Raw genomic sequence first — 20,883 nt, 5'->3', positions numbered from 1 at the left:
GGGCACCGCTCCCCCGCCCGTCGCGCACGCGCAGCCCCCGCGAGCCGCCGAGCCGTCCGGTGCCCCCGATCACCGTGACGCCGCCGCGCCGCCGGCCGATGTGGCGGCGAAGGCCCCCGACGAGAAGACGCCGCGGCCGCCGCTCCCCGAGTCGCAGGCCCCGCAGACGCAGGCCCCGCAGACGCCCGCCCCGCAGAGGCAGATCCCGCAGACGCAGATCTCCGGGACGCCGATGTCGGAGCCGGCCGGGCGGGTCTTCATCGGGCCCATCCGGCGGACGACGCCGGTGGGCGAGGCCGAGGACGCCAGGGCCCCGACGGTGCGCCGACGCCGCGTGCGGCCCGCGGTTCTGGAGATCGTGGACGGCGAGGCCACCCACGACCCGGGGGGCGCGCGGGAGCGGCCGGAACGCCGCCGACCGCGCTGGTGGCGCCGACGGTCGTCGCACCACTGACCCGGCGCCCGCCGGGCGGCCGGGCGCCGCCCCGAACCGTCCCAGGGCCCGCCTACCCGTCGGCCACGGGCCCGCTCCTGGCGGGCCTGGCGCCGCGACCCTGGGTCAGAAGCCCAGCCGGCGCAGCTGACGGGGATCGCGCTGCCAGTCCTTGGCCACCTTGACGTGCAGGTCGAGGTAGACCGGGGTGCCCAGCAGCGCCTCGATCTGGGTGCGGGCCTGCGAGCCGACCGCCTTGAGCCGCGAGCCGCCGGCGCCGATGACGATCGCCTTCTGGCTCGGCCGCTCGACGAAGACGTTGACCCGCACGTCGAGCAGCGGCCGCGTCTCGGGCCGCCCCTCCCGCGGCACCATCTCCTCGACCACCACGGCGAGCGAGTGCGGCAGCTCGTCGCGTACGCCCTCCAGCGCCGCCTCGCGGACCAGCTCGGCGACCATCACCTGCTCCGGCTCGTCGGTCAGCTCCCCGCCCGGGTAGAGCGCCGGGCCGGTGGGCAGGCGGGAGACGAGGACGTCGGCGAGCACGTCCACCTGGTAGGAGCGCACGGCGCTCACGGGGACGATGTCACTGAACTCGCCGAGCCCGGAGACCTCGAGCAGCCGGGCGCCGATCCGATCCGGGTCGGTGACCTTGTCCGTCTTGGTGAGGATGGCCACCACCGGCGTCCGCTTCGGCAGCCGGGACAGCTCCTCGGCGATGAACGTGTCGCCGCGGCCGAGCGGCTCGTCGGCGGGCATACAGAAGCCGACCACGTCCACCTCGGACAGCGTCGCCCGCACGACGTCGTTGAGCCGCTGGCCGAGCAGGGTGCGCGGGCGGTGCAGCCCGGGGGTGTCGACGAGCACGAGCTGCGCGTCGTCGCGATGCACGATGCCGCGGATGGCGTGCCGGGTGGTCTGCGGCCGGCCGCTGGTGATCGCGACCTTGGTGCCGACGAGCGCGTTGGTCAGCGTCGACTTGCCCGCGTTGGGCCGGCCGACGAAACAGGCGAACCCGGAGCGGAAGGCCGCCGGCGGGCTCGGGTCGGTGGTGCTGCCGCTGGTGGTCGCCACGCTAGCTGGCCGTCCGGGCACGGGCCGTTCCGTCGGTACCGGCGAGGAGGACGGGGATCCCGGTGCCGAACTCGGCCAGGGTCGCGAGGTCGTCGGCGTCGATCCCGTCGCCCTCGGTGACGACGGCGGCGGCCTCGAAACGGCGGGCGCCACTGGAGACGGCCGCGGCGACGGCGGCGCGCAGCGCCGAGATCGCGAGCTCCGCCCGGGGCAGGCCGACGGTCGCCGCCGCGTAGGTGCGCCCGTCGGTGTCACGCAGGGCGGCGCCCTCCGCCCGCCGGCCATCCGGAACGTAGGCGCGCAGCCGGGCCGAGCGGGCGAGGACGAGCAGCTTCGCGTCCTCGGCCGCGAGCTCGAGGCCTGGCCCACCGGCGGGCACAGCGCCCGGCGAGGTCGGGTCAGCGGTCACGAGGTCACCTTTCCATGCTGCTGCGAGGGGGCTACCGGCCGGTCCGCCACCGCGGCACCATCGCCCGGCTGCGGATCACCCGCCGGCGCGGGGTCCGTGCTCGAGGCGGGGTCCAGGCTCGCAGCGGCGTCGCCTGTCGGAGCGGCGCCGCCCGCCAGCGTGGGTCCGCCCGCCGCGGCGGGACCGTCAGCGGGTCGGGGCGCGCCTGCCGGTGCGGGGCGGCTGGTGGAGCCGTTCGGGGGGCGGCCCGCGGTGGGCGGCGCCCCGTCGAGTCGGGTGGCGACGATCGTGCCGATCTGGTTGCGCCGGCCGGCCGCCCGCTCGGCCGTCAGCCGCAGGCCACCGACCTCAGCGGTGGCGCCCGGGATCGGCACCCGGCCGAGCGCGGTGGCCAGCAGGCCGCCGACGGTCACCGCGTCGTCGGCGCCGGGCAGTTCCTCGGGGTCGAGGTCGAACAGCTTGCCGAGGTCGTCGACGTCGAGGCGGGCCGTCACCCGGGCGGTGCCGGCGTCGAGCCACTCCACCGGGGCCACCTCGCTGTCGTATTCGTCGGTGATCTCGCCGACGATCTCCTCGAGGATGTCCTCGATGGTCACCAGCCCGGCCGTCCCACCGTACTCGTCGATGACGATGGCCATGTGGGTGCGCGACGCCTGCATCTCGCGAAGCAGGTCGTCGGCGGGTTTGCTCTCGGGGACGAGCGCGGGCGCGCGCATGATCTCGGCGATCGGGCCGTCCTCGTCGCCGTCGCGCTCGTGGGCGACCATGTCCTTGAGGAAGGCGATGCCCACCACGTCGTCCACGCTCTCCCCGATCACCGGCAGGCGCGAGAAGCCGCTGCGCAGCGCGAAGGACAGCGCCTGGCGGACCGACTTCGTCGACTCGATGAACACCATGTCGGGCCGGGGCACCATCACCTCGCGGACGAGGGTGTCGCCGAGTTCGAACACGGACGCGATCATGTCGCGTTCCTCGCGCTCGATGACCTCGTTCTCCTCGGCGAGGTCGACCAGGTCACGCAGCTCCGCCTCGGAGGCGAACGGCCCGTCGCGATAGCCGGGACCCGGCGTGACGGCGTTTCCCAGTGCGATGAGCAGGCGGGGCAGCGGCCCCAGGATGCGCGCGAGGCGCACGGTCAGCCCCGCGGTCGCCAACGCGACGGCCGGCGCGTGCTGGCGGCCGAGGGTACGGAACATCACCCCGACCAGGATGTAGGCGATCAGGGTCGCGACCAGCGTGCCGAGCCCGACCGCGGCGAACCCGGCGCCGTACGCGCGGGCGAACAGGACGGTGAGGCAGGCGGCCGCGACCATCTCGCCGATGATCCGCAGCAGCAACAGAGGGGCGAGGTAGCGGCCGGGATCGGCCACGACGGTGGACAGGTTGGCGACGCCGGCCCGGTTCTGCCGGGCGAAGCCCTCCACCGAGACCCGCGACACCCGGGTCAGCGCCGCGTCCACGCAGCCGAAGCCGGCCGCGGCGAGCGATCCGACCACGGTGAGGAAGACGAGCAGGAGATCGCCGGAGCTCATCGGTCGCCCCCGGCCGGGGTCAGCGGGTGGCGGTCGGACCGGCCGGGGCAGGGCCGCCGTCCGCGCCGCTCGCGCCGCCCGTGGGATGCTTCCCGCCGGCGGATCTGGCCGCGGCGTCCCAGGACGTCAGCAGCTTGTTCTGGATCTTCCACATCTCGCGTTCCTCGTCCGGCTCGGCGTGGTCGTAGCCAAGCAGGTGCAGGATGCCGTGCGTGCACAGCAGGTGAAGCTCACGCTCGAACGAGTGCCCGGCCGCCTCCGCCTGCCGGCGGGCCACGTCCGGGCAGAGCACGACGTCGCCGAGCAGGGTGGTCGGATCGTCGTCCCCGGACTCCGACCAGGAGGCGTCGAACGCCTCGTCCTGGGCGAACGACAGGACGTCGGTCGGGCCCTCCTCGCCCATGTACCGCACGTGCAGGTCGGTCATGGCCTTCTCCTCGACGAGCATGACCGACAGCTCGGCGAGCGGGCTGATCTTCATCGCGTCGAGGACGAAGCGGGCGAGCGCTGTCAGGCGCACCTCGTCGACATCGCTCGCGCCCGACTCGTTGGCGACGAACACGGCCATCAGCGGTCCTCTCCGACCGCGGGGACGGTCACCGTCGCTCCCGGCGGCCGGAGCGCGCCGGCGCCGCCGCGCCGGGCAGGTTCTCAGCCGCGTCCCAGCGGGCGTAGGCGTCCACGATCTCGCTCACCAGCCGGTGACGGACGACGTCGGAGCTGGTCAGGGAGGCGAAGTGCACGTCGTCGACGCCGTCGAGGATTTCCCGGACGACACGCAGGCCGCTGCGGGTGCCGCTGGGCAGGTCGACCTGGGTGATGTCACCCGTCACCACGATCTTGGCGCCGAAGCCGAGCCTGGTCAGGAACATCTTCATCTGCTCGGGCGAGGTGTTCTGCGCCTCGTCGAGGAGGATGAAGGCATCGTTGAGGGTGCGGCCGCGCATGTAGGCCAGCGGGGCGACCTCGATGGTGCCGCTCTGCATCAGCCGCGGGATCGAGTCCGGGTCGACCATGTCGTGCAGCGCGTCGTACAGCGGCCGCAGGTACGGGTCGATCTTCTCGTACAGGGTGCCGGGCAGGAAGCCGAGCCGCTCGCCGGCCTCGACCGCCGGGCGGGTGAGGATGATCCGGTTGACCTTCTTCGCCTGCAGCGCCTGCACGGCCTTGGCCATGGCCAGGTACGTCTTGCCGGTGCCGGCCGGGCCGATCCCGAACACGATCGTGTGCTGGTCGATCGCGTCGACGTAACGCTTCTGGTTGAGGGTCTTGGGCCGGATCGTGCGGCCCCGGTTGGAGAGGATGTTGAGGGTGAGGACCTCGGCCGGGCGCTCGCCGGCACCGCTGCGCAGCATCGCCAGCGAGTGGTCGATGTGCTGCGGACTGAGCTCCGTGCCCGCGTCGAGCAGCGCGATGAGCTCGGCGAACAGCTTCGCGGCCAGCTCGTTCTCCGCCGGCGCGCCGGTGATGGTGATCTCGTTGCCGCGCACGTGGATGTCGGAGGAGAAGGCCCGCTCGATGGTGCGCAGCAGCTCGTCCTGGTGGCCGAGCAGGCTCACCATGCTGTGCGGACCGGGTACGACGAGGCGCGTCGTGGCGGGAACGGCCGACGCGACGGATGGCGTGACGGATTCGGGCATAGAGAGCGGCCAGCTACGGCCGCGGCACCTCTCAGAATCGATTACCGTGGTGATGGGTCGGCGACTCGTGGGCCACGGCGCCTTATGGGCTACGGAGTGAACCACGGGTGCTACCCGTCCAGTCTATCCATCATCACCCGGGCCGTCCCAGCGACCGAGTTCGGCCTGCACGACGGCCGCCGCGACCACGCCGGCCGTGGACGTGCGCAGCACCGTGGGCCCGAGCCTCGCCACGGCCGCGCCGGCCTGCCGCAACGCGTCGACCTCGCCGTCGTCGAGCCCGCCCTCGGGACCGACGACGAGCAGGATCTCCCCCGCCGGGTCCGCATCGAGGCCCCCGGCCGGACCGACACCGCCGGCGTCCACGGCGGCACCGGCCTCGGCACGCCATCGCCGCGCCAGGCCGACCAGCGGCTCCTTCGCCTGCTCGTGCAGCGCGACCGCGAACGACACCGATGCCACCCGCCGTGCCAGCTCCGCGGTGCCCACGAGCTCCGTGACGCACGGCCAGTGCAGGCGGTGGGACTGCTTCGCCGCCTCGGCGGCGGTGCGTGCCCAGCGCTGGCGGGCCCGCGCGCCGCGCTCGCCCTCCCACCGGACCACCGACCGCGCCGAGGACCACGGAACGATCTCGTCGACGCCGACCTCGGTCAGCATCTCCACGGCCCGCTCGCCGCGGTCCCCCTTGGCAAGCGCCTGCACGACGACCAGCCGCGGCCGCGGCGGCGGTACCCGCACCCGGCCGCGCACCGCACAGTCGATCTCGTCTCGGCGCACCGCGACGACGATGCACTCCAGACCGCCGCCGACGCCGTCGGTGACATCGACGGGCTCACCCGCCCGCAGCCGGCGCACCGCCGCCGCGTGATGACCCTCCGGGCCGTCGAGCGTGAAGGCGTCCCCGCTCGGCAGCGGCGAGACCTGGAACAGCGCGCTGGTCAGGGGATGTCCTCGAAGTCCTGGCGGTGCCGGCGCGGCGCGTCAGCGGCCACGCCGGGAGCCGCGCCGGCGGAACAGGCCGCTCGCACCGCCGCCGGTGGAACCACCCACCACCGCGGGAGCCTCCTCGTCGCGCAGCTTCGCGAGCTCCCGCAGCAGCCGTTCCTGCTCCGCGTCCAGCTTGGTCGGCGTCTCGATGTTGATGTGGATGTGCAGGTGGCCACGCCCGGCGGCGCGCAGGTGCGGCACCCCGCGACCAGCCAGCTTGATCACCTCGCCGGGCTGGGTGCCGGGCTTGACGGCGATCGTCTCGGTGCCGTCGAGGGTCTCCAGCGTGGCGGACGTGCCCAGCGCCGCCGAGGTCATCGGCAGCGGCAGCTCGCAGTGCAGGTCGTCGCCCTCGCGGGTGAACACCGCGTGCTGCCGCTCGGAGACCTCGACGTACAGGTCGCCGGGCGGGCCGCCACCGGGACCGACCTCACCCTCGCCCGACAGCCGGATGCGCATCCCGTCCTCGACGCCGGACGGGATCTTCACGGTGAGGGTGCGGCGCTTGCGGACCCGGCCGTCCCCGCCGCAGTCGCGGCAGGGGTGCTCGATCACGGTGCCGGTGCCCGAGCAGCGCGGGCACGGGCGGGAGGTCACCATCTGGCCCAGGAAGGACCGGGTGACCTGCTGTACCTCGCCGCGGCCGGCGCAGGTACCGCAGGTCGCCGGGTGCGTCCCGGGCGCGGCACCGGCCCCGGAGCAGGTCGAGCACACCGCCGCGGTGTCCACCGTGATCTCGCGGGTGGCGCCGAAGGCGGTCTCGGACAGGTCGAGCTCGATGCGCAGCAGCGCGTCGTTGCCACGCCGCACGCGCGAGCGCGGGCCACGGTTCGCCCCGCCGCCGAAGAAGGCGTCCATGATGTCGCCGAGCCCACCGAAACCGGCGCCGAACGGCGAGCCGCCACCGCCGCCACCGCCCGGCGCGAGCGGGTCGCCGCCCAGGTCGACGATCTGGCGCTTCTCCGGGTCGGAGAGCACCTCGTAGGCCGCGGTCACCCCACGGAAGCGCTGCTGCGCCTCCGGGTCGGGGTTGACATCCGGATGCAGTTCACGGGCCAGCTTGCGGTAGGCCCGCTTGATCTCGTCGTTCGACGCGTCTCGACGCACGCCAAGAACGGCGTAGTAGTCCACGGCCATCAGTCGGCACCCAAGAGTTCACCCACGTATTTGGCGACGGCCCGGACGGCCGCCATCGTCCACGGATAGTCCATGCGCATCGGCCCGACCACGCCCATGCCGCCCAGTGCGAAGGGGCCGCGGCCGTAGCCGGTGGCCACCACCGCGGTCGACCGCAGGGCGTCAACGTCCGTCTCTCGGCCGATGCGTACCGTTACAGTACCGGTCTCGCGGGCCGAGCCGATGAGCTTCATCAGCACGACCTGTTCTTCGAGCGCCTCGAGGATAGAGCGCAGCGAGTCCGCGAAGTCGACCGTGGCCCGGGTGAGGTTCGCCGTGCCGGCCATGGCGATGCGTTCCTCCGGGCGCTCCACCAGCGCCTCCAGCACCACTCCGGTCATCGTCGCCAGGCACGGCCGGAGCTCGGGCCTGGCCTGGTCGGGCAGCGCCGCGACCACCTCGTGCGCCTCCGCGAGCCGCTGGCCGGTGAGGCCACAGTTCAGCGCCGAACGCAGCTCCGCGGCCATCTCCTCGTCCACCGGGGTGAGCAGGTCGACGATGCGCTGCTCGACCCGACCAGACTCGGTGATGATGACCATAAGCAACCGTCGCGGACCGAGGGTGACAACTTCGATGTGCCGCACGCTGCTGCTCGACATCGACGGGTACTGCACCACGGCGACCTGCCGGGTGAGCTGCGCGAGCAGCCGCACGGAGCGGCGGACGACGTCGTCCAGGTCGACCGCGCCCTCCAGGAAGCTCTGGATCGCGCGCCGCTCCGCGCGGGACAGCGGCTTGACGCCGGACAGCCGGTCGACGAACAACCGGTAGCCCTTGTCCGTGGGGATACGCCCCGCGCTGGTGTGGGGCTGCGTGATGTAGCCCTCTTCCTCCAGCGCCGACATGTCGTTACGAACCGTGGCCGGCGAGACGCCGAGGCTGTGACGCTCCGCCAGCGCCTTGGAACCCACCGGCTCGTTGCTGAGGACGAAGTCCTCGACGATCGCCCGAAGGACTTCGAGCCGCCGATCCTCCAGCACGCGGTCGCACCCCCTTCAGCAGCGGGACGTGGCCGGGCCACGGTGCGTGCACCGGCGAACACCGGAACTGGCACTCGGCCGCAGTGAGTGCCAAGTGTAGCCGCCAACGCTCGGACAAGCACAGAACATCAGCGACCTCACGAATAGCCGGTGAGGATCCGGTAGCCGGTGAGGATCCGGCGACGTCCCCCTGCGAGAACGACCCCGCGGCGCGGCGTGTTCCGGGGCACGCCGGACGCCGCGTCAGTCCGGCAGCAACGCGCGCACGACCGTGTCGGTGAGCAGGCGACCGCGCCGGGTCAGGCGCACTCGGCCGAACTCCAGCCCGCCCGGCTCGACCAGGCCCGATCGGGCCAGCTCCGCGCAGGCGGCCAGCCCCGCCTCGGCCAGCTCGCCGACGGGAAGCCCCTCCGCGAGGCGCACGCCCAGCATCACCCGCTCGACCCGCCGGCTCTCGTCGTCGAGCTCCTCACGGGCAAGCGCCGGGCTGCGGTCAGCACCGAGCCGGGCGGCGTACTCGGCGGGATGGCGGACGTTCCACCACCGCACGCCACCCACGTGGCTGTGCGCGCCGGGACCGAAGCCCCACCAGTTGTCCCCGCGCCAGTAGCCCAGGTTGTGCCGGCAGCGGGCATCCGCGCCGCGCGACCAGTTGCTGACCTCGTAGTTGACCAGACCGGCGGCGCCGAGGATGTCGTCCGCGAGCAGGTACCGGTCGGCCAGCAGGTCGTCGTCGGGTTCCAGCAGCTCCCCGCGCCGGACCCGGCGGGACAGCTTGGTGCCCTCCTCCACCGTCAGGGCGTAGGCGCTGACGTGGTCGGGCCCCAGCTGCACCGCGGCGTGCAGGCTCGCCGCCCAGTCGGCCTCCGACTCGCCGGGCGCCCCGTAGATGAGATCGAGGCTCACGTGGTCGAAGCCGGCCTTGCGCGCCCAGCGCATGACCTCGGACACCCGCCCGGGGGTGTGGCGGCGGTCAAGGGCCGCCAGCACGTGCGGCCGGTCGCTCTGCATGCCGAACGAGATCCGGGTGTATCCGGCGGCGCGCAGCTGCTCGAGCTGGGCCGGGTCGACCGACTCCGGGTTCGCCTCGGTCGTGACCTCCGCGCCGGGAGCCAGCCCGAACTCGGCGTCGAGGGCGCGCAGCAGGCGGGCGAGGTCGCCCGCGGGAAGCAGCGTCGGCGTGCCGCCGCCGACGAAGACGGTGGCGATCGGGCCGGCCGCCGCGCCGAGGACCTCGCGGGCCAGCCGGATCTCCCTGGTCGCCATGTCGACGAAGGTCGTCAGGCCCACCGAGGAGATCAGGGCGCCGCCGAGATCCGCGGCCGTGTAGGTGTTGAAGTCACAGTAGCCGCAGCGCGCCGCGCAGTACGGCACGTGCACGTAGGCCCCGAGGGCACGGTGCGCCAGCTCGGCCAGAGCGGCCGCGGGCAGCGCGCCGTCGTCGGGGGGAGGTGCCCCGTCGGGAGGCTTTTGTGGCATGCCCCCAGTGTGCCCCCAACCGATGGATTTACGGCAACGCAAAGTTTGTCAAGCGCACCAGCGGGCCGAGGCTGGCCACAGCAGGACCACGTGCGGACCAGCAGGTCCACACGACCCCCGGCCGGCCGGGGTAGACATCAGCGATGTTTTGCCGACGTTGTGGGCAGAGGGGAGGAATATGGGCGAGGCGTCGTGGACTGGGCGCTCCGTGTACGAAAAGATCCAGTCATGGACGATGACGTCAGAGCCGTTCTGGAGAACATCTTCGAGCTGCTCCCGCCCCGCACCACCGTGTATCGTTCCAGCGCCGCCGCGTCGGGCGGCGGCCGCTCGCTCATCGAGCCGGTGACCGAACCGATCCCGCTGCCCGCCGCGCCGCTGCCCGCCAGCTGACCCGATCCGACCACCCCGGGGCCCCGCGACCGGGCGCCCCCCACCGCGCCGCCGGCCGCGCTCGACGGCGTCACGCCGGGGACTCCGAGACGGAGCGCGACCCGGGCGGCGCCACCACACCTCGGCACCCCCGGCCGCCCCGGTGCTGGTGCTACTTGGGCTGGCTGGTCTTGGTCGCGTCCGTGGACAGCGCCGCGATGAAGGCCTCCTGCGGAACCTCGACCCGACCGATGGTCTTCATCCGCTTCTTGCCCTCCTTCTGCTTCTCCAGCAGTTTGCGCTTGCGGGTGATGTCACCGCCGTAGCACTTCGCCAGCACGTCCTTGCGGATCGCCCGGATGTTCTCGCGGGCGATGATCCGGCTGCCGATGGCCGCCTGGATCGGCACCTCGAACTGCTGGCGGGGAATCAGCTCGCGCAGCTTCGTCGTCATCGACACGCCATAGGTGTAGGCCTTGTCCTTGTGCACGATCGCGGAGAAGGCGTCGACCGTCTCGCCCTGCAGCAGGATGTCGACCTTGACCAGGTCGGCGAGCTGCTCGCCGGCGGGCTCGTAGTCGAGGCTCGCGTAGCCGCGCGTGCGGGACTTCAGCGCGTCGAAGAAGTCGAAGATGATCTCGCCGAGCGGGAGCGTGTACTTGAGTTCCACCCGGTCGGTGGACAGGTAGTCCATACCGCCCAGCACGCCGCGCCGGCCCTGGCAGAGCTCCATGACCGCGCCGACGAAGTCGGTGGGCAGCAGCAGCATCGCCTGGACGATCGGCTCGTGCACCTCGGCGATCTTGCCCCCCGGCCAGTCGCTGGGGTTGGTGACGGTGACCTCCGAGCCGTCCTCCATCACGACCCGGTAGACGACGTTCGGCGCGGTGGAGATGAGCGTCAGGTTGAACTCGCGCTCCAGGCGCTCCCGGACGATCTCCAGATGCAGCAGGCCGAGGAAGCCGCAGCGGAAGCCGAAGCCGAGCGCGGCGGACGTCTCCGGCTCGTAGGTGAGGGCGGCGTCGTTGAGCTGGAGCTTGTCGAGCGCCTCCCGCAGCGCCGGGTACTCGCTGCCGTCGATCGGGTACAGGCCCGAGTAGACCATGGGCAGCGGGTCACGGTAGCCGCCGAGCATCTCGGTGGCCGGGCGCACGCTGGTGGTGATGGTGTCGCCGACGCGGGCCTGGCGGACGTCCTTCACGCCGGGGATGACGTAGCCGACCTCGCCGACCGACAGCGAGCCGGTCGGGTGCGGGTCCGGCGAGATCACGCCGACCTCGAGGGTCTCGTGGCTCGTGCCGGTGGACATCATCAGACAGCGGTCCCGGGTGGTGAGCGTGCCGTCGACGACCCGGACGTAGGTGATGACACCGCGGTAGATGTCGTAGACGCTGTCGAAGATCATGGCCCGGGCCGGGCCGTCGGGGTTGCCGACCGGCGCGGGCACCTGCCGGACGATCTCGTTGAGGAGCTCCGGGACGCCCTGACCGGTCTTGCCGGACACGCGCAGGACGTCGTTCGGGTCGCAGCCGATGATCGCCGCGATCTCCTCGGCGTACTTCTCCGGCTGCGCCGCCGGAAGGTCGATCTTGTTGAGGACCGGGATGATCGTCAGGTCGTTCTCGATCGCGAGGTAGAGGTTCGCGAGAGTCTGGGCCTCGATCCCCTGCGCGGCGTCGACCAGCAGCACCGCCCCCTCGCAGGCGGCGAGCGAGCGGCTCACCTCATAGCTGAAGTCGACATGCCCGGGCGTGTCGATCAGGTGCAGGATGTAGTCCCTGCCATCCTCCGCCCGCCAGGGCAGCCGCACGTTCTGGGCCTTGATCGTGATGCCGCGCTCGCGCTCGATGTCCATCCGGTCGAGGTACTGGGCGCGCATGTTGCGCGCCTCCACGACGCCGGTCACACCGAGCATCCGGTCGGCGAGGGTCGACTTGCCGTGGTCGATGTGGGCGATGATGCAGAAGTTGCGGATCATCGCCGGGTCGGCGCCGGGCGACAGGTGCGGGGCTGCGGACACGCGGAGAGTTCTCGTTTCGCTCGCGGTGGTCACGGGACCCGCGGTGGTGGCGGACGGGTCCCGGGCCGGGATCTGGGGTCGACCTCACCTTCATCGTGCCAGGAGCCGCGGCGAGGTTGCGGTGGTGCACCGGGCGACACCAGGTTCGATCCCACCGGTGCGCGGTTTGATAACGTGAAGACCTCCAGGTGGGCTGCCGGCCCTGACCTGGCTGCAGGTACGGCACAACAGATCCTGATCTGGCCGCGGGTATGGCATGACCAGTACCGAGCGTCAGGTGCGGATCTACCCATCCCGACTCGACAACCCAGAGGTTCCTCCGCGTGGCCAACATCAAGTCGCAGATCAAGCGCAACCTCACCAACGAGAAGCGGCGGCTGCGCAACAAGGCGGTCAAGTCCGAGCTCAAGACCCACGTGCGTCGCTTCCACGCGGCCGTGGACGCCAAGGACGTCGAGCAGGCCGGTGAGACCCTGCGGATCGCCAACCGCAAGCTCGACAAGGCGGCGAGCAAGGGCGTCATCCACGCCAACCAGGCCGCCAACCGCAAGTCGGCGCTCGCTCTCGCCCACGCGAAGCTGATCGCCAGCTGACCCTCCGCGGCCGAGCCGGGGTGCGTTCGCGCTCCGGCTTTTCTGCGTGTCCGGAGACGGATTCGTTCCGGTGGATACCGCCCTACCGCGGGGCGCCGTCCGGCCCGGGTGGATCCGCCGCGTCGATGGTTGCTTCCGGGCGCATCATGCGCTTCAGCGCCTCGTGGTAGGCGACCATCGCGGCGACGGTGGCCGGCAGCACCACCACGACCCAGGCGCTGGCCAGATCACCGAGCGCGACGACCACCGTCACCAGCGCGGTGATGCCCATGAGCAGCCCACGCATCCACCCGGCCGGCAGTACCCGCAGCCCGAACCAGCCACCCGGCGGTGGCACGTCGGGCTCGGGCCCCGGCGAGGCCGTCGGCGAGGTCATCCGCGTCCCCCTCGGGACCCACGGTCGCGTGAGAGCGAACGGGCCACGGCGACCTCCCGCAACAGCTTCTCCAGGGCGTAGCCGGCGTCGACGGAAGCGCCCTTGACTCCCGCGTCCGCGGTCGCCGCCGCCCGCAGCGCGATCCCCAGCCCGGCGTCCGACCAGCCCCGAGCCGAGCGTTGCGCCTTCTCGACCTTCCAGTCGGGCATCCCGAGCGAGCGGGCGAGGTCCCACTTGGTGCCGGGCCCGGCCGCGGCGACCCGGGCCAGCTCCCGCAGCCCACCGGCGACGGCGCTGGAGATCAGCACCGCCGCCGTGCCGCCCTCCACCGCCTGGCGCAGCAGCGTCAGGGCCTGCGGCAGGTCGCCGCCGATGATCGCGTCCGCGACGGAGAAGCCACTCGCCTCGGCCCGACCGCGATGGAAACGCGCCACCGCGGCCTCGTCGAGCATGCCGCCCTCGGTGTCGGCCACGAGCTGGTCGCACACGGCGGCGAGCTCGCGCAGATCACCACCGATGGCGTCGAGCAGGGCCCGCACCGCGCCGTCACTGATGCGCCCACCGAGCCGGCGGACCTCGGCGACGACGAAATCGTGCCGGTCCCGCGGCTTGGTGATCTTCGCAGCGGTGACGACCCGCGCTCCCGCGGCCTTCATCGCGTCCGCGAGCTTGCGGTTCTTCACCCCGCCGCTGTGGACCAGCACCAGCACGACGTCGTCCAGCGGGTGGCCGAGGTAGGCCAGCAGGCCGTCCCGCAGCTCCTCGCCGAGATCCTGCGCGCCGCGGACGATCACGACCCGCCCGCCGCCGAACATCGACGTGGTGCCGAGGTCGACAAGGTCCGCGTCGGTGAGCTCACCCGCGCCCCGGTCGACGACCTCCACCTCGGGGTCGCGCCGGCGGGCACCGTCGACCACCTCGCGGACGGCTCGCCCGACAAGCAGGTCCTCGTCACCCGTGACGAGGACGAGCGGGGCGGGTGCGGAGGCGGAGGCGGCCACACCGGTGAGCATGTCACGATCCGTCCCCGGCCCGCCGGCGCACCACCGACACGTCACCCGGGAGCGCCACACCGGGGTCTGCCCGTGGGGATGGGCAGGCTCCTCCGCCCCCCACGGCTGCCCCGGTCCGCGCGGGCATGGCCGGGGCGGTGACGGCGAGCGCTCCGTCGCGGTCGGTGCGGGCGACGGCCATGCCGGCCCGGGCCAGGGTCCGCAGCGTCGGCGGCGCGGGGTGGCCGTAGTCGTTTCCCCGGCCCACGCTGACGAGCGCGAAGCGCGCTCCTGACGCGGCGAGAAAGGCCGGGTCCTGGTTCGCCGAGCCGTGATGGGGCACCTTCAGCACGTCCGCCCGCAGCAGCGTCGCCTCCCCCGGCAGGTCGCGCAGGCTCCGCTGGGCGACGGCCTCGACGTCCCCGGTCAGCAGCACGCGCAGCGCGCCGACCCGCGCCGAGACGACGAGCGAGTCGTTGTTCGGATCACTGTCGGTGCCGTGCAGGACCACGCGGGGTCCAAGTGCCGTCCAGCAGACCGCGCCGGCGGCACCGGCGGTCCCGGCCTCGATGGTCCGCAGGGGCACGCGGGCCTGCTGCGCCCACCGGCGCACCAGCCGCCACTGCCCGGCCGGCTCCCGCAGCTGGCCGACGACCACCTCCCCCACCGGCAGCCGGCCCAGCACCGCGGGCAGGCCGTTCACGTGATCGGCGTGCAGGTGGCTGAGCAGGATCAGGGGCAGCGACCGAATGCCCAGCTCGGTGAGACAGCGGGCGAGGAGGCCGGGATCGGGCCCCGCGTCGACGAGCACGGCGCTGCCCGGCCCGGCGCGCAGTACCAGCGCGTCTCCCTGGCCGACGTCGCAGGCCACGAGACGCCAGTCGGCCGGCGGCCAGGCGGCGAATCGCTCCACCACCGCGCAGCGCGCCAGTAACAGGCCGGCCAGCGCCGCCGCGGCGAGCCGTCGGCCCCGCCGCCGGCGCAGCAGCGCCAGCGCGACGGCCACGGCGACGGCGGCGCCGGCCGCACCTTCGGCGCCACCGGGCCAGCCGAGCGTCGCCCGCGGCAGGGCCGCGCAGCGATGCGCCACCGTCACCAGCCACCAGCAGGGCAGGTCGGCCAGGTGCGCGAGCCAGCGCGCCGGCACCGGCGCCACCACGCCGACGCACAGCACCAGCACACCGAGCACCGTCGCGACCGGCACCGCCGGCGCGGCCAGCACGTTCGCCGGGATGGCGACGACGCTGACCCCACCCCCGATCCAGGCCAGCTGGGGTGTGCAGGCGAGCTGCGCCGCGGCCGCGACGGCGAGGACGTCGGCGATCCGCTCCGGCAGCCGCCGGGCCAGCGCGACCCGCCAGCCCGGTGCCAGCACGATCATTCCGGCCGTCGCCTGGACGGACAGCGCGAACCCGACCGACACCGCGAGCGTCGGCTGGACGAGGACGAGGAGGGTCACGCTGGCGGCGAGGGCGGGCAGCACCGCCCGAGGCCGGCCGGCCGCGTAGGCGGCCAGCCCGATCAGCCCCATCACCCCGGCGCGCAGCACGCTCGGCGAGGGCCGGGCCAGGACGACGAAGGAGATCAACGCGCCACCGCCGAGTGCGGCCCGCATTCGCCGGCCGCGCCGGGCCCAGGCCGCGGCGAACAGCACCGACGCGGTCACGATGGCGGCGTTGCCGCCGGACACGGCCGTCAGGTGGGACATCCCGGCGGCGCGGAAGTCGGCCCGCACGCCCGCGTCGAGCCCGGAGACGTCGCCGTCGACGATGGCCGGCAGCAGGCCGCGCCGCGGCTGCGGAAGCCCGGCCGCCGCCTCGCGCAGCCCCGCCCGCAGCCGGCCGGCGGCCCGCTGGACGGGGCTTGGCCGCCCGCGCGGCTGCGGGTCGCCGCTGACGAGCAGCACCGCGGCGACCCCTGGGTCGGACCGGGGCGCCGCCAGCCGACCGGTCACGGCCAGGTGCTGGCTGGGAAGCAGCTCCTGCCAGGCTGAGCCCCGGCCGATCAGGACGACCGCCGCGCGCACCCGCAGCGTCACTCCCGCGGCGGTGACCCGCTCCAGGCGGGCCGGCGTGACGTAGGTCGCCCGCGCGCGATCTGGCGCGAGCTGCCCCTGGCCGGTGCCCTGGCGGGGGTCGTCGGTCACGACGACCTGCGCGGTGGCCGCCGCTTCGCGACGCACCAGGTCGGCGAACGGGCCGCGGTCCCCAGGGCGGGTCCCGAGGCCGCCAGCGATGACGCCGGCTGCGAGAAAGACGACCACGACCGCCCCGAGCGTGACGAGCCGGGGCGGCTCGTCACCCGGGTTCCGGCCCGAAGGGCGCTGATCGGCCTGCCTGGGGCCGCGCCTGGGGCGAGCCCGGGCGGACCCCCGCCGTCCGGGCACACCTCGCCGATACCAACCGGCCAGCAGGGCCGGCACCGCGATGACCGGCACGGCGGCGAGGGTGAGCAGGATGCCCGGCATCGTCCAGCGCACCGCGACCGCGGCGCCGGCCCAGGCGGCGACCGCCGGCAGCACCAGCCGTGCGTCGACCGGTTCCGGCGGTGGCCCGGGCCGCCTGGCCGGCCCGGAGTCCACGGTTGCCTCCCGGGGGTCGTGGGACACCACGACGGTCAGACCCGCACGAGCGGCAGCAGATCCGCCAGCCGCCGATCACCGACGCCGCTGACCTCTCCGAGCTGTTCGGGAGACCGGAACGGGCCGTGCTCCGCACGCCAGTCCACGATCCGCTGCGCCAACACGGGACCGACCCCGGGCAGGCCGTCGAGCTGTTGCGCGCTCGCGCTGTTGAGGTCGAGGGGACCGCCCGACGCCGCGCCAGCCCCGGACGTCCCGCCAGCCCCGCCGCCAGCGGATCCGTCGCTGCCACCGGCCGGTGGCGGGACCGCGGCGGGCGGCGAGCCGGGCCGCCCGTCGACGAGCACCTGCTCGCCGTCGACGAGGATCCTGGCCAGGGCGATGCCGGTGGTGTCGGTTCCCGGCAGGACCCCCCCGGCCCTGTCGATCGCGTCCACGACCCGGGCACCAGCGGGCAGGCGCACCACCCCGGGACGGGTCACCCGACCCGCCACGTCGACCACGACCTCGCCGCCGGCGCCCGCCGAGGCCGATGACCCGGCGGCACTCCCCGACGGACGTGGAGTGGCGGCGCCCGCGGCCCGGGCGACAGGGCCGTCGGCCGCGCCCGCTGAGGCGACGACGAGCGACGACGTCGAGGCGGGCGCCGCGATGGGGACCGGGCGGTGCTGCCAGGCGAGCCAGGTCGCCATGACGGCGGTGGAGAGGGCCACCAGGGCGAGCACGAGCGTCGCACTGGCCGCCGGCGTCGCCACCACGGCGCGCAGGCTCATCGGCAGCCGTTCGGCCAGGCGCGCACGGATCGAGTACCCGCCGGCGGTGGGGTCGGGAACGTCCACGCGGTGCTCCGCCGCCGGCGGCGCCGGCTCCCCAGGCGTCCGGAAGTCGTCCTCGAACGGGTCGCCGTCGGGCTGTTCTACTCGGTCGTCGCGCGGGTGCCGGTGGTCGAACGGATCCGGACCGGCGGGCGGGAACTCCTCGTCGCTCAGGTCGCCGTCGTCGGCGAAGTAGCCGGCGCGCACGCGGGAGGCCGGCGGCGCGACGGGTGGATCGCCCGGCCGGTGCGCGTCGTCGAGGCCGAGGGCGTGATCGGCCGGGTGGGCGAGCGGCGGATTCGGAACGCCGTCGCGAGCGGGCCGTGGCAGCGGGGGCAGCGGGACGGGCGGCGCGGCATGGTGAAGCGCCGGCGTCGTCGGACCGGGTGGGTGGGCCGGCCCGGGGCGGGCGCAGGGCCACCCGGGTCCGGGGGTGACTGTGACCATGAGCGGACGTTAGGTCGACCATCGCCCACGGCGCGGCCCGCCGCGGGGATCTGTGGATGACGCCCTGTCGTCCACAGGCCACCGCACCATTCTGGCCGGGCCTCGAGCGGGTCACTACGGTCATCGACATCTCACCGTCGCGCTCACGGGCACGGCACCCGAGCCGGCCGGAATATCCGCGGGGAGGAGGCGTTGACCCCCGCTGTAACTTGCACACGCAACCGGTCCGCCCCCGACGACCTGCGCACCGCGTCAGTGCGCCCAGCGCGCGGCGCCCATCCCAGGAGGACACACGATGACGGCTCCCACCCTCGGCCAGCTCGACCTGACCGGCACCTGGACGATCGACCCGGCCCACACCCGCATCGGCTTCGCCGCGCGGCACGCGATGGTCACCACCGTGCGCGGCCAGTTCTCCGGGGTCGAGGGGACGCTCCAGCTGAACGGCGCGGAGCCGACGGCGTCCACGGCCACGGTGACCATCCGGACCGACTCCTTCGACACCGGCGTCGCGGACCGCGACGGCCATGTGAAGTCGGCGGACCTGCTGGACGTCGCCACCTACCCGACGATCACCTTCCTCAGCACGGGCGCCACGGCCGGCAGGGGCGACGACGAGTACGTGCTCACGGGCGACCTCACCATCCGCGGCATCACCCAGTCCGTGGACCTCGCCATCACCTTCGAGGGCAGCTCCAGGGACCCGTTCGGCAACACCCGCGCCGGCTTCACCGGCGCGACGACGATCAACCGCAAGGACTTCGGCCTGACCTTCAACGCCGTTCTGGAGACCGGTGGCGTCCTCGTCAGCGACAAGATCAAAATCGAGCTGGACATCTCGGCGATCAAGGCTTCCTGACGCGATGTCAGGGTCGTCGGCGCTGCGGTAGACCACGAGGGGATGTCGCTGTTCCCCGCTCACGGTGGCGGTAAGGTCCAGACGACCACGACATACAAGCATTGCCGGGAGGTTCGCCGATGCGCGTGAACGTCGATTTCGACCGCTGTGCCAGCAGCGGCACGTGTGTCCGGCTGGCTCCGGACATCTTTGAGATTCGGGATGACGGCTACCTCTATCTCCTCAACGGGGAGCCAGACGACTCGCGGCGGGACGATCTTCAGGAGGCGGTCGATTCCTGCCCAACCGAAGCAATCAGCCTCAGCGAGAGCTGACGACATAGATCGGCGTAGCCGCAACGAAGCCTGGTGCTGTGTCCGGTCGGCGATACCCGAACCGGATACGGCAGCAGACGCTGGGTACAACTCCTCGCGACGCGGGTCGGCGTGTGTCGCCGAACGTGCAGGGGAGGTATCTCGATGGCGACGATCTACCGGCAGCAGCGGGACAGCGCGCCGAGCGCCCTGTGGCCCGCCCTGGTTCTCCTCGGCGTCGCCGTCACGGTGCTCGGTCTGCTCCTGATCACGAACCCCTTCGCTACCGCGGGCGCGCTCGCCGCGCTGGCCGGCGTCGCGCTCGTGCTGTCCGGGATCAGCGAGACGATCGCGGCGGCGCGGGCCGAGAACGTCGCGGGCGCCGCGCTGTTCGGGATCCTGCTCGTGCTGGGTGGGATCGTGATCCTGCTCTGGCCTGGCGCGACGCTGCGAGTGGTGGCGCTGGTCGTCGGTTCGGTACTGATCGTCACCGGCGCGGCCCGGGCGATCCTGATCAGAAGGTCCCGGGCGCCGGGCGGCGGCGGTCGAAACGCCCCCACCGGGTACGCGCTCGCCGCGCTCAGTGTCGTACTGGGAGTTCTCGCGCTCGTCTGGCCGGGGGCGACGATCGTGGTGTTGGCCATCCTGTTCGGCATCCAGCTCATCGTCACCGGCGTCGCCGAGACCGCCCTGGGCCTGGCGCTGCGCCCGCACGGCCGGCACGCCTGACAGGAGGGTGGGGCGCGAACGGGTCCGCCGACCGCCAGGCCCGTCACGAAACCCGGTGGGCATCGCGGGGCCGGGCGGTCGGGTGGGCGTGCCCCTGGCGGCTCAGCCGATGATGCGCTCGCGCCACCGGCGGATCGCCTCATCGGAGGTGCCGTGGCCACGCAGCCAGCCGGCGACACCGCCCGGATGGGCGGACGTGGTGGCGAGCACGGCTTCGGCCGCGACCGGCGAGACCCGGACGAGCTCCTTGTCCACGTCCTGCGAACCGCCGCCGGGCAGCAGGGCGTGCCCACGCAGGCGCCGCAGCACGCCGGGCATGTTCGCCTCGGTCGCGAGGTAGTCGGCGAGGACGTCCGCCTCGAGGACGTCCGCGAGGCGCAGCAGCACGGCGACGGTCACCCCGGTGCGGTCCTTGCCCGCGGCGCAGTGCACGAGGATCGGGCCCGGCGCCGCGGCGGCGACCTCGACGATCTCGGCGATCTGTGGGGCGGCGTGCTGGAGCATCGCCTCGTACAGCGAGCGCAGCCCTCCGGTCATCGCGGCAGAGGTGGCGGAGTGCTGACCGGCGCCCGCGTCCTCGCCGAGCAGGGGGAAGACCCGGACCGTCGAGCCGAGGGCGGCGAGCGGGTGAGCATGGGGGCCGCGCTCGGCCGCCGAGCGCAGATCGATCACGGTGGGCGGCGGCCAGGCCAGGGACGCCGGCGGATGGTCACCCTCCTTGGGCATCTCGCTGCGGTAGAGCACGCCCGCGCGGGTGCGGCGGCCGTCCTGCGTCCGCAGGCCGCCGACGTCACGAAGGTTGACCAGGCCGGCGACGTCCGGTGGCGCGGGCGCCTCCAGCGGCGGCGCGCCGTCGGCGGTGTCGGCGGTGTCGGTGGGATCGATGCGAGACGTCATGTCTGTCTCCTCCGGCCGGGGCCGGCAGCGGCCCCGCGGCCGTGCTGCGCCGCGCGTCGGCCGTGCCTGACCTGCTGACTCGCTGTGCTCGGGGAAGGCTGTGCGGTGGCGGCTGTGCTCGGGGACGGCCGCGGCAGTTCCCGGCCCGCCGGGCGTCCTACACCGGCCCGCCGGCCCCGCGCGCACGCCGTGACCAGCC

Annotated in this window: 20 protein-coding genes and 1 pseudogene; 6 read left to right on the top strand and 15 right to left on the bottom strand. The window is 73.6% G+C overall.

The features are described 5' to 3' along the window. Positions 1 to 454 (top strand): annotated as a pseudogene (locus C1A33_RS34670) (hypothetical protein); the annotation flags it as partial. Positions 455 to 559: 105 nt separating this feature from the next. Here the strand turns inward: C1A33_RS34670 and era are convergent. The 9 genes from era to hemW all read right to left on the bottom strand — a co-directional run bounded on the left by era (position 560) and on the right by hemW (position 9,710). Next, positions 560 to 1,507: a GTPase Era gene (gene era, locus C1A33_RS07785; protein ID WP_101830839.1), complete on the bottom strand. Its 948-nt coding sequence runs from the start codon at positions 1,505 to 1,507 to the stop codon at positions 560 to 562. 1 nt (position 1,508) lies between these two features. Then, positions 1,509 to 1,916, bottom strand: a complete 408-nt coding sequence (locus C1A33_RS07780) for a cytidine deaminase (protein WP_101830838.1) — start codon at positions 1,914 to 1,916, stop codon at positions 1,509 to 1,511. Continuing rightward, positions 1,913 to 3,448 (bottom strand): hemolysin family protein, encoded by a 1,536-nt coding sequence (locus tag C1A33_RS07775; RefSeq protein ID WP_243407299.1) that lies wholly within the window; start codon positions 3,446 to 3,448, stop codon positions 1,913 to 1,915. Before C1A33_RS07775 ends, C1A33_RS07780 begins: the two co-directional genes overlap by 4 nt. A 19-nt stretch (positions 3,449 to 3,467) precedes the next feature. Continuing rightward, positions 3,468 to 4,016 carry an rRNA maturation RNase YbeY gene (gene ybeY, locus C1A33_RS07770; protein ID WP_101830837.1) on the bottom strand — a complete coding sequence of 183 codons (549 nt, stop codon included), beginning with the start codon at positions 4,014 to 4,016 and terminating at the stop codon, positions 3,468 to 3,470. Between the two features lie 28 nt (positions 4,017 to 4,044). Then, positions 4,045 to 5,088, bottom strand: coding sequence for a PhoH family protein (locus C1A33_RS07765; protein ID WP_101830836.1), 1,044 nt, complete (start codon positions 5,086 to 5,088; stop codon positions 4,045 to 4,047). A gap of 123 nt (positions 5,089 to 5,211) precedes the next feature. After that, positions 5,212 to 6,018, bottom strand: a complete 807-nt coding sequence (locus tag C1A33_RS07760; protein ID WP_101830835.1) for a 16S rRNA (uracil(1498)-N(3))-methyltransferase — start codon at positions 6,016 to 6,018, stop codon at positions 5,212 to 5,214. Between the two features lie 51 nt (positions 6,019 to 6,069). Next, on the bottom strand, positions 6,070 to 7,212 hold the full coding sequence (dnaJ, locus tag C1A33_RS07755) for a molecular chaperone DnaJ (RefSeq protein WP_101830834.1): 1,143 nt from the start codon (positions 7,210 to 7,212) through the stop codon (positions 6,070 to 6,072). Next, on the bottom strand, positions 7,212 to 8,231 hold the full coding sequence (gene hrcA, locus C1A33_RS07750) for a heat-inducible transcriptional repressor HrcA (RefSeq protein ID WP_101830833.1): 1,020 nt from the start codon (positions 8,229 to 8,231) through the stop codon (positions 7,212 to 7,214). Before hrcA ends, dnaJ begins: the two co-directional genes overlap by 1 nt. 243 nt (positions 8,232 to 8,474) lie before the next feature. Further along, positions 8,475 to 9,710, bottom strand: coding sequence for a radical SAM family heme chaperone HemW (gene hemW, locus C1A33_RS07745; protein WP_101830832.1), 1,236 nt, complete (start codon positions 9,708 to 9,710; stop codon positions 8,475 to 8,477). A 228-nt stretch (positions 9,711 to 9,938) separates the two neighbouring features. Here hemW and C1A33_RS34665 point away from each other — a divergent pair, with 228 nt between their 5' ends. Beyond that, the gene (locus C1A33_RS34665; protein WP_243407298.1) at positions 9,939 to 10,103 is read left to right on the top strand and encodes a hypothetical protein; all 165 of its coding nucleotides are present in this window, start codon (positions 9,939 to 9,941) and stop codon (positions 10,101 to 10,103) included. A 151-nt stretch (positions 10,104 to 10,254) separates the two neighbouring features. Here C1A33_RS34665 and lepA read toward each other — a convergent pair whose 3' ends face one another. After that, positions 10,255 to 12,102, bottom strand: a complete 1,848-nt coding sequence (gene lepA / locus C1A33_RS07740; protein WP_101830831.1) for a translation elongation factor 4 — start codon at positions 12,100 to 12,102, stop codon at positions 10,255 to 10,257. A gap of 323 nt (positions 12,103 to 12,425) precedes the next feature. On the opposite strand from lepA, the gene rpsT reads away from it, so the two are divergent. Continuing rightward, complete coding sequence (gene rpsT, locus C1A33_RS07735) at positions 12,426 to 12,695, top strand: 30S ribosomal protein S20 (protein WP_101830830.1); 270 nt, start codon at positions 12,426 to 12,428, stop codon at positions 12,693 to 12,695. Between the two features lie 82 nt (positions 12,696 to 12,777). Here the strand turns inward: rpsT and C1A33_RS07730 are convergent, their stop codons facing one another. The 4 genes from C1A33_RS07730 to C1A33_RS36335 are packed head-to-tail and all read right to left on the bottom strand — an operon-like array spanning position 12,778 to position 17,906. Further along, positions 12,778 to 13,071 (bottom strand): hypothetical protein, encoded by a 294-nt coding sequence (locus tag C1A33_RS07730; RefSeq protein WP_243407297.1) that lies wholly within the window; start codon positions 13,069 to 13,071, stop codon positions 12,778 to 12,780. Continuing rightward, positions 13,068 to 14,084, bottom strand: a complete 1,017-nt coding sequence (gene holA / locus C1A33_RS07725; RefSeq protein WP_101830829.1) for a DNA polymerase III subunit delta — start codon at positions 14,082 to 14,084, stop codon at positions 13,068 to 13,070. The genes C1A33_RS07730 and holA overlap by 4 nt, the downstream gene beginning before the upstream one ends. 1 nt (position 14,085) lies before the next feature. After that, positions 14,086 to 16,644, bottom strand: a complete 2,559-nt coding sequence (locus tag C1A33_RS07720) for a ComEC/Rec2 family competence protein (RefSeq protein ID WP_243407296.1) — start codon at positions 16,642 to 16,644, stop codon at positions 14,086 to 14,088. Between the two features lie 35 nt (positions 16,645 to 16,679). Next, on the bottom strand, positions 16,680 to 17,906 hold the full coding sequence (locus C1A33_RS36335) for a ComEA family DNA-binding protein (protein ID WP_243407295.1): 1,227 nt from the start codon (positions 17,904 to 17,906) through the stop codon (positions 16,680 to 16,682). Positions 17,907 to 18,201: 295 nt separating this feature from the next. On the opposite strand from C1A33_RS36335, the gene C1A33_RS07710 reads away from it, so the two are divergent. From C1A33_RS07710 to C1A33_RS07700, 3 genes are all read left to right on the top strand, one after another. Continuing rightward, entirely contained in the window at positions 18,202 to 18,765 is a 564-nt protein-coding gene (locus tag C1A33_RS07710) for a YceI family protein (RefSeq protein WP_101830828.1), read from the top strand. Between the two features lie 119 nt (positions 18,766 to 18,884). Then, on the top strand, positions 18,885 to 19,079 hold the full coding sequence (locus C1A33_RS07705) for a ferredoxin (RefSeq protein WP_101830827.1): 195 nt from the start codon (positions 18,885 to 18,887) through the stop codon (positions 19,077 to 19,079). A gap of 144 nt (positions 19,080 to 19,223) precedes the next feature. After that, entirely contained in the window at positions 19,224 to 19,787 is a 564-nt protein-coding gene (locus tag C1A33_RS07700) for an HdeD family acid-resistance protein (RefSeq protein WP_101830826.1), read from the top strand. Between the two features lie 102 nt (positions 19,788 to 19,889). Here C1A33_RS07700 and C1A33_RS07695 read toward each other — a convergent pair whose 3' ends face one another. After that, the gene (locus C1A33_RS07695; protein WP_101830825.1) at positions 19,890 to 20,684 is read right to left on the bottom strand and encodes a tyrosine-protein phosphatase; all 795 of its coding nucleotides are present in this window, start codon (positions 20,682 to 20,684) and stop codon (positions 19,890 to 19,892) included. Between the last annotated feature and the right edge of the window lie 199 nt (positions 20,685 to 20,883).

Origin of the sequence: Frankia canadensis, from assembly GCF_900197875.1 — a bacterium.
Lineage (GTDB): Bacteria > Actinomycetota > Actinomycetes > Frankiales > Frankiaceae > Frankia > Frankia canadensis.
Note: the sequence above shows the minus strand (reverse complement) of the source record. Positions and strands in the feature narration are given on the sequence as shown.